Source organism: Micromonospora sp. LA-10 (assembly GCF_051853095.1).
Taxonomy (GTDB): Bacteria; Actinomycetota; Actinomycetes; order Mycobacteriales; family Micromonosporaceae; genus Micromonospora; species Micromonospora echinospora_A.
Genome location: NZ_CP195710.1, coordinates 6,495,749 through 6,509,013, shown reverse-complemented (window position 1 = coordinate 6,509,013; position 13,265 = coordinate 6,495,749). Strand labels below are relative to the sequence as shown.

Below are 13,265 nucleotides of genomic sequence, written 5' to 3'. Positions count from 1 at the left end.
CGGCCGGCGGCCGGGGGTGGCCGGTGAACGGCGGCGGTCCGCCGCGGGTGGCGCTGATCGGGGCGAACGGGCACGGCCGCTGGCACCGCCGGACCATCGCGGAGCTGCACGCCGCCGGGCGGGCACGCCTGGTCGCGCTGGTCGACGTGCGCCCACTGGAGGCCGAACCGGAGGCGCCCGTCCCGCCGGAGGCGGCCGTCCTCACCGACCACCGGGCCATGCTCGCCGCCGCCCGCCCGGACGTGGTGGTGATCTGCACGCCGCCGCACACGCACCTGCCGATCGCGCTCGACGTACTCGCCGCCGGGGCGGACCTGCTGCTGGAGAAGCCACCAGTGCTCGACCTCGCCGAACACCGGACGCTCACCGCCGCCGCGGACGCCGCCGGCCGGGCCGTGCAGGTCAACTTCCAGGCGCTCGGCTCCGCCGCGCTGACCGAACTGACCGGCGCGCTCGGACGGCTCGGCCCGGTCACCGGCATCGCCACGCTCGCCGCCTGGCAACGCCCGGACGCCTACTACGCCCGCTCCCCCTGGGCCGGGCGGCGAACCGTCGACGGCCGCCCGGCGCTCGACGGCGCGCTCGCCAACCCGCTCGCTCACGCGCTCATGCAGTGCCTCGCCGTCGCCGAGTCGGTCACCGGCACGCCGGTACGCCCGGCCCGGATCGAGGTGGAGCGCTACCGGGTCCGCCCGATCGAGGTGGACGACACCACGGTGCTGCGGCTTACCCCACACGCCGGGCCGCCAGTGCTGGCCGCGCTCACGCTCGCCGCCGAGGACCACGTCCCCGGGGAGGTGCTGGTCACCGGCGAGCGCGGGCGGGCGGTGCTGGAGTACCCCACCGACCGGCTGCGGCTACCCGGCGACGACGCCCCACGCCCGGTGCCCGGCCGCCGCGGGCTGCTGGCGAACCTGCTCGACCACCGCGCCGACGGCACGCCGCTGATCGCGCCGCTGGCGCGTACCGAACCGTTCACCGCGGTGCTGGACGCGCTGCGGGACGCGCCCGTTCCGACGCTGCTCGACGGGGACCTGGTGCGCGTGGCGGGCGACGGCCCGCAGCGGGTGCGGATGGTGCGGGGCGTCGGCGCGGTGCTGCGGGCCGCCGCGGAGTCCGGCGCGCTGCCGTCCGAGGCGGGCGTGCCGTGGGCGGTCAAACCGTACGTGGTGGACCTGCCAGTGCAGTGAATGTCCCTCCAGGAGAACGGAACGAGTCATGCGTACCCGAACCGCAGTCGTCGCGGCGCTGACCGCCGCGCTCGTCCTCACCACCGCCGCGCCCGCGCCGGCCGCGACCGGCCGGCCGTCCCGGGCCGCCGAGCTGATCGGCCGCCAGGCCCTACCCGCGAACGACGGCTGGGCCGCCGCCGGCACCGGCACCACCGGCGGGTCGGCCGCCGCGCCGGACCGGGTGCACGTCGTGCGTACCCGGGCCGAGCTGGTCGCCGCGCTCGGCGGCGACAACGCCACGAACGCCGCCGACGCCAGCCCCAAGATCGTGTACGTGGCCGGAACAGTCGACGGGTTCGAAGGGCCCGACGGCACGCCGCTGGACTGCGCCGACCTGGCCGACCCGGAGTACTCGCTGCCCGCCTACCTGGCCGCGTACGACCCGGCGACCTGGGGCCGGGTGAACCCGAGCGGGCCGCTGGAGGCCGCCCGGGTGCGGTCGGTGGCCAACCAGACCCGGCAGACCCAGATCAACGTCGGCGCCAACACCACGATCATCGGCCTGCGCGGCGCCCGACTCACCGGCCTGACGCTGATGATCGACCGGGTGGACAACGTGATCGTGCGGAACATCGAGTTCGCCGACGCCCGGGACTGCTTCCCGGCCTGGTCCCCCACCGACGGCGACACCGGCAACTGGAACTCCCAGTACGACCAGATCTCGGTGCGGCGCAGCGAGCACGTCTGGATCGACCACAACACGTTCACCGACGGCGACAACCCGGACAGCGCGCAGCCCGTCTACTTCGGCCGGCCCTGGCAGGTGCACGACGGCTCGGTGGACGTCACGCACACCGCGAGCCTGGTCACCGTCTCCTGGAACCGGTTCACCGGCCGGGACAAGGTGATGCTGATCGGCTCGTCCAACACGGTCGGGCCGGACGTGGGCCGGCTCAACGTCACCGTCCGGCACAACCTGTTCGACGGCACGCTGCAACGCCTGCCCCGGGTCCGGTTCGGCCAGGTCGACGTGCACGAGAACCACTACCGGCTGGGCGGGCCCGGCTTCGCGTACGCCCTCGGCGTCGGCGTGCAGTCCGCCCTGTACGCGGAGAACAACTTCTTCACGCTCACCGGCGACACCGGCCCCGCCGACCTGCTGTACGACTGGGGCGGCACCGCGCTCACCGAGCGGGGAAGCTGGGTGCGCCAGGGTGACCGCCTGCCCCGGCCGGTGGACCTGCTCGCCGCGTACAACGCCGCGCACGACCCGGACCTCGGCGGTGACGCCGGGTGGACGCCCACGCTGCGCGCCGCCCGGCCGATGCCGACCCCGCTGGTCCCGCTCGCCGTCGACGTCTTCGCCGGCGCCGGGCGGCTGCCGCTCTGACCTGCGCCCGGTCCCGCACGCGTGCCGCCTCGACGCCGTCGGGGCGGCCGCCGCCCGGGCTGATCATCCGACCCGGGCCGGCGTCCCCTCGGGGGTCGCCGGCTCGCCGCCGTTGCCGTCCTGCCGGGCCGCCGGCTGACACACCGCCACCGATGCGCAATGATCACGTTGACGGACAGCGCCGCCGGGGATTGAAACGGCGGCCACCGGGGACAACAGGGTGAGAATCGGGCGGTGACAGCGCGAGTGGGCGCCCAGGTCCGGGGATGGGCACGGGACGGAGGGCCGGACGTGACGGGTGAGACATCCGGGGGCGTCGGCCCGGTCCTCACCATCGACCTGCCGGCCGACCCGGGACGGCTGGCCGCCACCCGGGAGCGGCTGCGCGGCTGGCTGCACGCCCGGGGCGTCAGCGAGTGGGACGTCGAGACGGTCCTCATCGCCACCGGCGAGGCGTGCGCCAACGCCATCGAGCACGGCTACCGCTTCGCCCCCGAGGGGATCACCACGCTGCGGGCCGAGCTGCGCGGCGACCGGCTGGAGATCGAGGTACGCGACCACGGCGGCTGGCGGGCGGCCGACGGCGACGAGAACGGCGACCGGGGGCGCGGGCGGCTGATCATGGCGCGGGTGATGGACGAGGCCACCATCGTCGGCACGCCGGAGGGCACCTGCGTACGCCTGGTCAAGCGCCTCACCGGCGACGTGAGCGGCCCGGCGGGCACCGGATCTAGCGAAGATCAGCTATAAGGGACGCATGGAGTTCCCCGCGTACCTCGCCACCATGCCGATGCACGCGATCACCGAGATCCACGGTGAGCCTGGCCTGCTGGCCCGGTTCCGGCTGGAGATCGAGGCGTTCGACGAGGCCGACCGCGACCGGCTGACCGAGGCGCTCGACCTGGCCGCCGACCTGCACCGCGACGACCGGCGCGTACGCGAGCCGTACCTCAACCACCTGCTGCGGGTGTCGATCCGACTGATGCACCACTACCAGGTGCGGGACGTGGACGTGATCGTCGCCGGGCTGCTGCACGACGCGGTCGAGGACCACCCCGCCGAACTCGCAGGGCTCGACGCTGGCACCGGAGCGGACGCGACCCCGGCGGCGCTCGCCGTGCTCTCCGACCGGTTCGGGGCCCGGGTCGCCCGGCTGGTCGCCGCGGTCACCAACCCGCAGTACGACCCGGGGCGGGACCGCGACGAGCAGTACCGGGAGCACGTGGCCGCCAGCCTGGAACGGGAGCCGTGGGCCCGGGTGATCAAGGTGTCCGACTTCACCGACAACGGCGTGGGCGTGATCCACACGGTCGGGCCGAAGGTGGCCCGCGCCGCCGCCAAGTACCGCCCGCTGGTGCCGGTCTTCCGCGACCTGGTCGCCCGCCCGGACACGCCGTTGTCGGCGCCGGTCAAGGAGCACATCTTCGCCCAGCTGGACCTGGCCGAGGAGCGCTTCAGCGCCATCCTCGACCAGCCCACCTGACCCCACCCGGTCCGGCGCGTCCCGCCCAGGCCGCAGACGCGACCCGCGCGCTCACCACCAGGTCCACACTCACCCCACCTTCGCCACTTCCCCGACCCGGTGCCCGGCCCACCACCCCGAGGTGACCGCATCCCCACTCACCAGCCCTCACCACCTCCCCGAACTGGCGCCCGGCCCACCACTACGGGGAAGTGGCCGCATCCCCACCCACCGGACCCCGTCACCTCGCCGAACTGGCGCCCGGCCCGCCACTACGGTGAAGTGGCGGCATCCCTCCCCACCGAACCCCGCCACCACCCCGAAATGGCGACCGCCCACGCCACCATCTCGAACTGGCCGCATCTCCACCGACCGAACCTCACCACCTCCCCGAACTGGCGTCCGGCTCGCCGCTACGGGAAGTGGCGGCATCCCTCCCCACCGGACCTCACCACCTCCCCGAACTGGCGCCCGGCCCGCCACTACGGCGAAGTGGCGGCATCCCTCCCCACCGGACCCCACCACCTCCCCGAACTGGCGCCCGGCCCGCCACTACGGCGAAGTGGCGGCATCCCTCCCCACCGGACCCCACCACCTCCCCGAACTGGCGCCCGGCCCGCCACTACGGCGAAGTGGCGGCATCCCCATCCACCGGACCCCACCACCTCCCCGAACTGGCGAACGGCTCGCCACTACGGGGAACTGGCGGCAACCTCACTCACCAGACCCCGCCACCTCGCCGAGCTGGCGGCCACGATCACCGCACGAGGTCGCCACTTCGGGGAGGTGGCGGCGAAACGGCACCGGTCAGCCGGTTGCGGGAGGCGGGGCGCCCACCCGCCCGCCGAGCACCGCGGCGACGCGGTCGCGCAGGGCGGGCAGCCGGTCCGGGTGGTCGCGTAGCACCACCCGCAGCGTCTCGTGACCACCGGCGGCGACCGCGCCGAGCACGTCGAGCAGCGTGCCGAGCTGGGCTGGCGGCTCGTCGGCGAGCAGGTCGGCAGCGTCGGTCACGACCACTGTCAGCGGGCCGTCGTCGAGACGGTCGGCGAGCGCGTCGGCGAGGGCGTCCCAGTTGCGGCCGTACCAGTCCGGCAGTTCCAGCGCCGCGGCAAGCGTCTCGTGCAGCCCGGCCCGGGTGCGGCCGGCCGTACCGGAGACCGGCACACCGTCCGGCTCGGACGGCGCACAGTCGTACACGAGCCAGGCCGGCGTCCGCGTACTCATGATCCGTCCTTTCCCGACGGCGCCGGCCGGGCGTCGCGGAGCCCGGCCGGCGTCGAGGCCGCTCAGAGCCGGTAGAAGTTGGCGTAGTGGTCGGGTGAGAACCAGGTCGCCCCGGTGCTCTTGTTGACCACGATCCGGTACGCGTCCCGGGAGGCGTTGCAGGCGCGCGGATACACGTCGTACTCGTAGTAGGTCGCGCCGGAGGGCAACTGCCCCTCGTAGTTGTAGAACCGGCCGCCGGCGAAGTTGCACTGGCCGCCGCTCCACGAGTACCAGCCGCGGCTGGTCGGGAAGCTCTTCGCGGACCAGCCGGACCGCGCGGTGCGCGCGTCGGCGCAGCGGGACTGGGTGCAGGAGCCGTAGACGGCGGCGGCGGCCGGTTCGGCGAGCCGGGTGGAGACCGTGGCGGGGGCGACGAGCGCGGCGGCGGCCACGGCGGTGACCAGGGCGGAGGCGGCGAGGGCGCGGCGTACGCGGTTGACGGCGGCGCGGAACGGGGTCAAGGGATCCTCCTTGAACGAGACGACAGCGCATCGATCGATGTTGATGCTCGACCGCTGCTCAGTCTGTCGAAAATCCTGCCCGCGGTACAGCCCTCTTCCGGCGACGGCGCCCCGAATCGAGGGTGAATACACGGTGGCGGGTGCGGTCGGGCGACCCGGGCCGCCCGTCCGCACCCGCCGTGTGAATCTAGTGCGAGAACGCCTGGAACTCGGCGATCCGCACGTTCTGCGCCTGCGGGCTGGCGGTGGCGCAGTCGGTCGCCGCCCGCGGGTCGTCGTCCTGCTCACCGGCGTAGTCCGGCGCGCCGGTGCACTGGTTGGTCAGCACCTCGACACGCAGGTGCGTGGCAGTGGTCCGCGGGATGTCGAACGACCGCATGATCAGCTCCGGCGCCCGGGGGCGCGGCGCCACCGACGGGAAGGCGTCCGGCCTGCTGGTGTAGACCGGCCGGAAGTCCGCCGCGTCGGCGCACGTCACCGGCCCCTGCGCGGTGCACGCAAGGACCCGGAACTGCCGCAGCGCGGAGTACCGGCTCTGGGTGCCGGCGTCCGCGTCACCGGCCACCGGCGGGCGCAGCATGGCGCTGACCTGCACCCGGCGTACCTGCTGGACGCCGCCGGACAGGTCGACGGTGACCTGCCGGCCGGCGACCGGCGCGCCGAGCGCGGCCCAGTTGGTGGCCTCGTCGTCGTCGGCGATCTGCGGCAGGTTGATGCCGTCCCCGGCGACCGTCGCGCCGGTGGTCGCCGAGGCCAGGTTGGGTCGCAACGCCACCGGCAGCGTCCGGTTCTGACCCGCCTTGATCGTCACCGGGCCGATCCGGGTGTGCCCGTAGCCGGGGGCCCGCACCACGAACTCGTACGTGCCGGGCACCAGGTCCACCCGGTCGGTCAGCGGGGTCGCCGCGTCGGTGTCCGCGACCGGCACGGCCCGCGCCTGGTAGCGCCCGACGAACAGCTGCGCTCCGGCCACCGGCCCGCGCTCACCCAGCGGCAGGAGCCGCAGCGAGCCCTCGCGGGCGTACGGGGAGGTGAAGCCCGGGGTGGGATCGGGGTCGGTGTGGCCGACGCTCGCCGCGCCCTCCCCCAGGCCGCGCTTGGCGAACGCGTTCCAGAGCAGGTCCTGGTTGGCACCGCCGAAGCGGATCCGGTCGGCGGCGAGCATCGCGTCCCGGGCGTCGACCATGCTGACCTGGCTGACCGACATGAGCAGGAACGAGTCGAAGACCAGCTGGATCCAGCGCCGGTTGCCGGGGCAGGCGGTCACGTCGCGGGCGCCGGTCGCGCACGCCTTCTGGATCGCCGGGGTGCCGCTGCCCCAGCGGCGCATCATGGCCGCGCGGATGTCGGTGTTGGTGGCGCTCCACACCTCGCCGGACGCGTGCACCTGAAGGCCGACGAAGTCGTAGTCGAGCGAGCTGTAGTTCAGCGGGCTGTCGCTCATGTTGTAGTTGCGGATGCCGGCGTTCGGGTCCTGCGTGGTGTACTCGCCGATGGTGAAACCGCGCCGGCCGGGCGCGGCGTACCCGTGCTCGAAGAGGTACTCCACCGCGAGCTGGTCCGACCAGCTCTCGCTCATGCCCTGCGGCGTGCTGACCCCGGCGCTCGGGCCGGCGATCATGCGGTTGGTGACCGCGTGGCCGTACTCGTGGGCGATCACCGACATGTCGAAGTCACCGTCGACGCAGGGCGCGTAGAACGAGCCGGCGGTGGGCTGCCACAGGTACATGTTGGTGGTCGGGGCGACGCCGTCCGGCGGGGTGATCTGGTTGGCGTTGTTGCGGGCCGGGAACGTCGGCGGGCCGCCGCTGACGCCACCGGCCTGGGCGTTGCCCTGCTCGGGGTCGTTGGCGAGACCGCCGCGGCCGAGGTTGTCCTGCTGCATGTTCCAGGTCTCCTCGGTGAACCCGAGGTGGTACGTCCAGTCGTGCATCCGGTTGTGCATCGCGAACAGGTTGGCCCGCGCCGCGTCGATGTCGTTGGCGCGCGGCGAGGTGAACACCTCCGGGTTGCAGCGCTGCTCCTGCCACTGGTTCGTCCACGGGTAGTCGTACCTGCGGTCCGGGCGGGGCGTGGCGGTCTCGGTGCCGACGCTGAACGGGTCGTTGCTGAACCAGTTCTGCACGGCTATCGCGTTGTTGCCCTTGGTCGTGGTGGTGGACTCACCGGTCGCCGGGTCCACGTCCCAGGCCGGGTGACCGGGCACGCCGACGACCTCGGCGCAGCCGCGCGCCGGGACGGCGCACCACCGCTTGCGGGTGTCGACCGAGGACCTGTCGACGCGGGGCGAGTTCGGGAAGACCTCCCAGGACGGGTGGTCCGAGGCGTGGTCGATGAGGTCCTCGCGGACCAGCACGGCGCCGTCGCGGGCGTCCACGTAGGTGGAGTAGGCCGCCGCGTCCGCGCCGGTGGTGTCCGCGCCGAGGACCACCTCCCACGCCGCGCGCGGCCCACGGTCCGCGGTGGGCACCGCGACCAATGAGGTACGCATGACCTGCGCGTCGGCACGGCCCGCGTCGGCGATGGCAGCCTTGCGGGCCTGCTCGGCGCTGATCGTGGCCGGCGCCGGCGTACCGGCGTCACGGGCCAGCGAGGAGCTGACGTGCCACACCGCCTTGTCGCGTACGCCGACCGACAGCATGCCGTCGACGGCGGCCGGCAGGTCTCCGAAACGCTGCCGGAACAGCACCGTCGCACCCTGCCCCATCGGTGCCACGGTGAGCAGCTCCAGCGCGGCCGCGCCCTCGGCGGTCAGCCCCAGCACGTCCCGGTTGGCGGCCACGTACGCGCGCGCGGCGGCGGCCGGGTCGGCGGGCAGGCCGGTCGCGAGGGGCTTGCCGGTCGAGGTGAGCGTGGCCGGCGTACCGAAGTCGGACCAGCGCACGCGCGCGCCGAGCGCGGCGGCCCGGTCCCGCTGCCGCTCGGTGGCGGCGACGCGGCCCTTGCGGTTGTCCTTGGCCTTGGTGTCGTGCCGGTCGCCCGGCAGGTGGTCGGGTGGCGCCTGGGTACGGGTCTGTTCCCGGGGTGCCGCCTGGCCGCCGCCAGCGGCGGTCAGGACCAGACCGGCTGCCAGCAGCAGCGCGGTGGTCCCCGTCAACGCACGGGATGGTGTGCGCACGGTCCCTCCTGTCATCGTCGAACGGCGATGTCCGTTCCGCCATCCGACCAGCGCGATCGACGCGCCGACACCATCCGAACATCCATAAATGTTGCTGCGTCGATCTCTCGGCCGGTCGACAGAGATGCGCCACCCACTCGGCACGTCAAGCAGCGCCATCGGCGCTCCGCACCAGACCCTTCGTAGGGCCGTCGCCGAAGGTCGTTCTCACTCAGCCCTGACAGAGGCAGCCGATCCTCCTACCCGCATCGCCGGGATCTTGAAGCTCTCCCCAGTTGCGTAAACCACGCGGAACCCGAGATGGTGCGCCAGCGGCGCCCATCGCGCGGAGGCAACGAGCTGCTGAACGCTGTTGACCTTTCCGCTATTGACGAGCCTGTCTAAGAGCACCGTCTCGAAGGCAGCCGCTTCGATCCAGTTGACCTGTTTTGTGAAGCCGCACATCATCGCGGCGCCGGTTCGGCTCAGGAAATCGACCATGTCGGTGTCAGACCCTCGAAGGACTGAACAAGCGCCGATGTAGATTCGCTTGCCGCTCCACGCACCTGCCGCCCACTCCCCCAACTCGTCGAGGCTCGTTGACTCTTTTTGTGACAGCCATAGCTGACGGGGGGAGCCATGCAACGCGAAGAACCCGACCTCGAACGAGGCGTATCTGGCCAAGGACCACTGCCCGAGAAGGTACCGCAGTTGATCGCGGGTGACGGCGCTGCGATGAATAGCGCGGAGGCTGTCAAGTCCTTCTAGCAGCTCCAACATCGGCCGCACAGACCAGCGCTTGGTCATGTCTGGATGCCATTCGCCCTCAACACAGAAGACGCCTTTGCGCTTCGGCATACGGATCTCCCCATGGTCACCGAAACCGCAACAGTACGGGGCACCGAGACGCGATCTCCATCCCGGAAACGTCCTAACTGGATGGCCGATCGTCGGGCGCGTCCAGGACTGAGGACTGGCGCTGCACCAACACCGCCGGGGTCGCTCTAGCGGACTTCGGGAGCAGGCGCCTCACCTGCTCCACCGACCCCCCGCGAACACCGAGGCTCTGCCGCGCTGCGCGGTAGAAGTTGTCACGGGCGACGTCGGCCCGATGAATCATCCCCGATACGTCCGTTGGGGGAAGGGGAAGCGCACGCGCCGCCGACTCGATGTCGCGCACGGCGTGCCGCCACTCAGCAGCAGCGCGGACGGTGATCTCATCACCAAGGAGCAGCACCGCCTCCCAGGCCAGGGTATGCCGGACATCCGCCTCCGCCAGCCGAACCAGTCCTTCATTCTGATCCAGCGCCGGTCGCCTCGCGTTAGGCCGATGCTTTCCGAGCATTCGGGTGGCCACGGCATGGATCTCTTTGACCGCTTTCGTCAATTCCACGTATGCGTCGAGACGCCGCTCGTCCCATCTGACCGTCTGCGTCCGGCGCCACCGGGTTCGCTCGTTCAAGCCCGTAGCGACCATCGTGCCCACAGTACCGACCAGGACACCGAGCAGAGCGGGCAACTGCGTCGCCATGCTCTCCAGCACGTTCACCCACCACCATCCCGTCTAATGCGTGTGGATCTTTTACGCTACGCGGGGTTGCGGCTCGCATGAACTCGACACAGCCGGCGACTGCGCAGCGTGGATGCCCATCGGACGTGCTTGCCCCTACGGCTGCCTCATCCAGGTCTTCGGGTCGGTCACGAAGATGCCCTTGCCCTGGTGACGCCGAATAACGCCGAGCGCCTCCAGCCGGACGTAGACCATCTGGATGGTCGAGGTACCGACCTTGTAGTCCGCTGCCATCTGGGCGATCGACGGCAGCTTGTCCTCTGGCTTGAGCCGCCTGCTCCGAACAGCAGCAATGATGTCGTCGGAGATGCGGATGTAGTCGGGTGTCGTAGGCATGGCGCTCCTTGCGTGGCCCGCCAATTCGATCACGAAACGCCCATGAACGACAACAATCAGTGGTTGACTTAAACGGCTAAGCCGTTAGTGTTGCTACTGGGCCGCTCCTCGCGTGGCAACGAGTTCGGCTCATCCCCCGGTCGGGACGGGTGCGCACCCGTCCCGACCCTCCGGACTGCTCCGCCTCCGTACCGCCGATCCGGGCTGCGTGGGCGGAGCGGGCGGGCCGTCCGGGGCCGGCGTGCGGACGGCCCGCCCTTCCAGACCACCCCACCTGTCCTCTACCCCTGGAAGGACCGAAGTGACCCTGCATCGATTCGGCCGGCTCTACCCGACCGGCCTTCCGGCCCGACTGACCCCGCACGAGGTGCGCACCCACGCTTTCGACCCGCATCGACGGGGCGTCGACCCCGATCAGGTACGCGAGTTCCAGACCCGCCTCGCCGACGAACTGACGGAGCTGCACCGGCAGGTACGCCTGCTGGCGCAGGAGAACGACAGGTTGAAGCGCGCCCTGCGTGACTGGCAGGCCATGCACGCCCGCGAGTGCCGTCCGCCGAACGACGGCCACTGGTAGCGATGCGTGCGCCGCAACCCGGTGACCTGCTGCGAGTCGACGGCCGAGCGTCGGTGCAGTTCGGCGGCGACCGGGCGCTGACGTTCCGGGTCGTGTCGGTCGGCGCCGAGGTGACGCACATGGGCTGGATCTGGCTGACCGGCTACGTGCTCGACAGTCGCGGTAACGCCATCGCCAAGCGGGAAATCTTCGTGCGGCTCGCCGGACTGCGCCGGGCCGACGAACCGTTGCCGCGCGATCAGTCCTGCGTGCCGGCGAACAGGGTCCAGGCGTCGATCTCGGTCGGGGCGAGGGGACGCGCCGGCAGATAGGACGCCAGGTCGCGGAAGTCCGCCACGGCGTTGTGCACGCACACCGCGAGCGAGAAGTGCAACAGCTCCCGCAACGCCTGCGCGTCGGGCGCGGTGGCGTCGTGGAGCAGCGGACTGCGGACATCCAGCGCGAACACCACGTGGCAGGCGCTCTGGTCGGCCTTGACGACGCAGTAGTAGCGTCCCGCCTCGGCCAGCCGGTTGCGGATGTTCGCCCAGGCCATGGCCCCGGAGATGTCCGGCACGTCGGCGCCGGCCGCGCAGGCCATCCGGAAGACCCAGCGGGCCGGGTCGTCCGGCGACACCGCGCCGTAGACCAGCACCAGGCCGCCGCGGTGGAAGACGGCGAAGCCCTGCACGTCGGGGGTGAGGTGCAGGAAGTCCGGAGTCCAGACCCGGTCGTACTGCCGCTCGGCCAGGGATCGCACGTATGTCACGGTCTGGCCGGCAGCGTGGCGAGCGTCTACGCCCATGCGTTCTGGTCCTCCCCCGAAGAATCGCGGAGCCTCACGCTACGAAGCGCTTCGATAACAGATCAAGGTATGCCGATCGAGTTTGGATGGTCGGTCCCGTGAACGGGACCAAACCCGCCCCGAGTCCCACGGATAGGACTACGGGACGGCTCGTCCGATCGGTCAGCGCCCGCCACGCGGCCGGGCGGAACCGCCGTGCGCGCGGCTGCGCGCGTACACCGGTCGCTGTTGTTAGCGTGGTTCGTGGATCGCCGCCTGCGGCGGTCCGGCCACCCCTCGCCCGACCGGCCCGCGCGTCCCGGTGACGCCGCGGGGCACGGTGCTGCCGTGGAGGGGGTGCGATGACCGCGGTGCCGGAGGATCCGGGGCCGGCCGACCACCGGCCCGCGCCCGGCACGCCGGGCGACCGTCGGCCGCGCTGGCGGGTACGGGCGCGGGCGCTCGGCGAGGCGGCGCGGCTGCGGACCCGGCGCTTCTGGGACGGCGCGCAGCCCACACTGCGGCAGCTGTGGTGGACCGAGGAGCCGGAGACGCCGGTGAGCACCGTCGACCGGCGCGCCCCGGAGCCGCTCGTGGTGCCGGCGCAGGGCCAGGTGTACGTGTTCCTGGTGCGGGCCACCTACACCTGGTCGTCGGAGACCGCACGGCCGGAGCTGTTCGGCTGGTACGTCGACTACTTCCAGGCGCAGGCGACCCAGCGGCTGCACCGGCTGGCCGTCCGGCACGCGGTGGAGGTGCCGCCGCACCGGCCGCGCGACCTGCACGCCGCGCTGACCGCCGCGCTGACCGAGGACGATCCACCGCCCTGGACGTACGCGCGCGGGGAGGTGACATTCGCCTGCGAGCCGGACGTCACTGTGCACCTGGACGAGCGGGTGCGCAGGCTGCTCCAGCCGTACTGGGAGCAGCGCATCGCGCTGGAGTGCGAGCGCGACCTGGCCCGCCGCCGCGCCGAGTTCGCCGAGGAGCGCGACCGGCGTGACCGGGAGCCGGAGGCGACGGGTGCGAGGCAAGCGCCGGACGCCAACGGGCCGGCGGACCTGTTTCCGCTGGAGCCGCTGCTCCCCCCGCCCGCGTCGCGCCCGGCCCCGGGCCAGCGGCCGCGACCGCGACCCGGCGAGCCGCAGCCACCCGCGATCTGACGGCG

14 protein-coding genes are annotated in these 13,265 nt (G+C 72.4%); 7 read left to right on the top strand and 7 right to left on the bottom strand.

Annotated features, from left to right (window positions below; genetic code table 11):
• Positions 1–23 precede the first annotated feature (23 nt).
• The 4 genes from ACSDG8_RS30125 to ACSDG8_RS30110 all read left to right on the top strand — a co-directional run bounded on the left by ACSDG8_RS30125 (position 24) and on the right by ACSDG8_RS30110 (position 4,045).
• Positions 24–1,190, top strand: a complete 1,167-nt coding sequence (locus ACSDG8_RS30125) for a Gfo/Idh/MocA family protein (protein WP_210895192.1) — start codon at positions 24–26, stop codon at positions 1,188–1,190.
• A gap of 28 nt (positions 1,191–1,218) precedes the next feature.
• Positions 1,219–2,562: a pectate lyase family protein gene (locus tag ACSDG8_RS30120; protein WP_210895193.1), complete on the top strand. Its 1,344-nt coding sequence runs from the start codon at positions 1,219–1,221 to the stop codon at positions 2,560–2,562.
• 291 nt (positions 2,563–2,853) lie between these two features.
• Positions 2,854–3,312, top strand: a complete 459-nt coding sequence (locus tag ACSDG8_RS30115; protein WP_210895194.1) for an ATP-binding protein — start codon at positions 2,854–2,856, stop codon at positions 3,310–3,312.
• A 7-nt stretch (positions 3,313–3,319) separates the two neighbouring features.
• Positions 3,320–4,045, top strand: a complete 726-nt coding sequence (locus tag ACSDG8_RS30110; RefSeq protein ID WP_210895195.1) for an HD domain-containing protein — start codon at positions 3,320–3,322, stop codon at positions 4,043–4,045.
• Between the two features lie 786 nt (positions 4,046–4,831).
• On the opposite strand, the gene ACSDG8_RS30105 is transcribed toward ACSDG8_RS30110, so the two are convergent.
• From ACSDG8_RS30105 to ACSDG8_RS30080, 6 genes are all read right to left on the bottom strand, one after another.
• Positions 4,832–5,251, bottom strand: a complete 420-nt coding sequence (locus tag ACSDG8_RS30105) for a barstar family protein (RefSeq protein WP_210895196.1) — start codon at positions 5,249–5,251, stop codon at positions 4,832–4,834.
• Positions 5,252–5,313: 62 nt separating this feature from the next.
• On the bottom strand, positions 5,314–5,754 hold the full coding sequence (locus ACSDG8_RS30100; RefSeq protein ID WP_210895197.1) for a ribonuclease domain-containing protein: 441 nt from the start codon (positions 5,752–5,754) through the stop codon (positions 5,314–5,316).
• A 187-nt stretch (positions 5,755–5,941) separates the two neighbouring features.
• A complete protein-coding gene (locus ACSDG8_RS30095) occupies positions 5,942–8,851 on the bottom strand; it encodes a M36 family metallopeptidase (protein WP_247678694.1) in 2,910 nt (969 codons plus the stop codon).
• A gap of 228 nt (positions 8,852–9,079) precedes the next feature.
• Positions 9,080–9,709: a DUF6642 family protein gene (locus ACSDG8_RS30090; RefSeq protein ID WP_210895199.1), complete on the bottom strand. Its 630-nt coding sequence runs from the start codon at positions 9,707–9,709 to the stop codon at positions 9,080–9,082.
• A 73-nt stretch (positions 9,710–9,782) separates the two neighbouring features.
• Positions 9,783–10,400, bottom strand: a complete 618-nt coding sequence (locus tag ACSDG8_RS30085; RefSeq protein WP_210895200.1) for a hypothetical protein — start codon at positions 10,398–10,400, stop codon at positions 9,783–9,785.
• 117 nt (positions 10,401–10,517) lie between these two features.
• Positions 10,518–10,757, bottom strand: coding sequence for a winged helix-turn-helix domain-containing protein (locus ACSDG8_RS30080; RefSeq protein WP_030499297.1), 240 nt, complete (start codon positions 10,755–10,757; stop codon positions 10,518–10,520).
• Between the two features lie 301 nt (positions 10,758–11,058).
• Here ACSDG8_RS30080 and ACSDG8_RS30075 point away from each other — a divergent pair, with 301 nt between their 5' ends.
• Together ACSDG8_RS30075 and ACSDG8_RS30070 are read left to right on the top strand one after the other, a co-directional pair.
• Entirely contained in the window at positions 11,059–11,334 is a 276-nt protein-coding gene (locus tag ACSDG8_RS30075) for a DivIVA domain-containing protein (protein WP_210895201.1), read from the top strand.
• 2 nt (positions 11,335–11,336) lie between these two features.
• On the top strand, positions 11,337–11,645 hold the full coding sequence (locus tag ACSDG8_RS30070; protein ID WP_210895202.1) for a hypothetical protein: 309 nt from the start codon (positions 11,337–11,339) through the stop codon (positions 11,643–11,645).
• Here the strand turns inward: ACSDG8_RS30070 and ACSDG8_RS30065 are convergent.
• Positions 11,573–12,073, bottom strand: coding sequence for a hypothetical protein (locus ACSDG8_RS30065; protein WP_307871181.1), 501 nt, complete (start codon positions 12,071–12,073; stop codon positions 11,573–11,575). The two genes, ACSDG8_RS30070 and ACSDG8_RS30065, sit on opposite strands and share 73 nt — an antisense overlap.
• A gap of 386 nt (positions 12,074–12,459) precedes the next feature.
• On the opposite strand from ACSDG8_RS30065, the gene ACSDG8_RS30060 reads away from it, so the two are divergent.
• A complete protein-coding gene (locus ACSDG8_RS30060; protein WP_439427474.1) occupies positions 12,460–13,260 on the top strand; it encodes a hypothetical protein in 801 nt (266 codons plus the stop codon).
• The last annotated feature ends 5 nt before the right edge of the window (positions 13,261–13,265 follow it).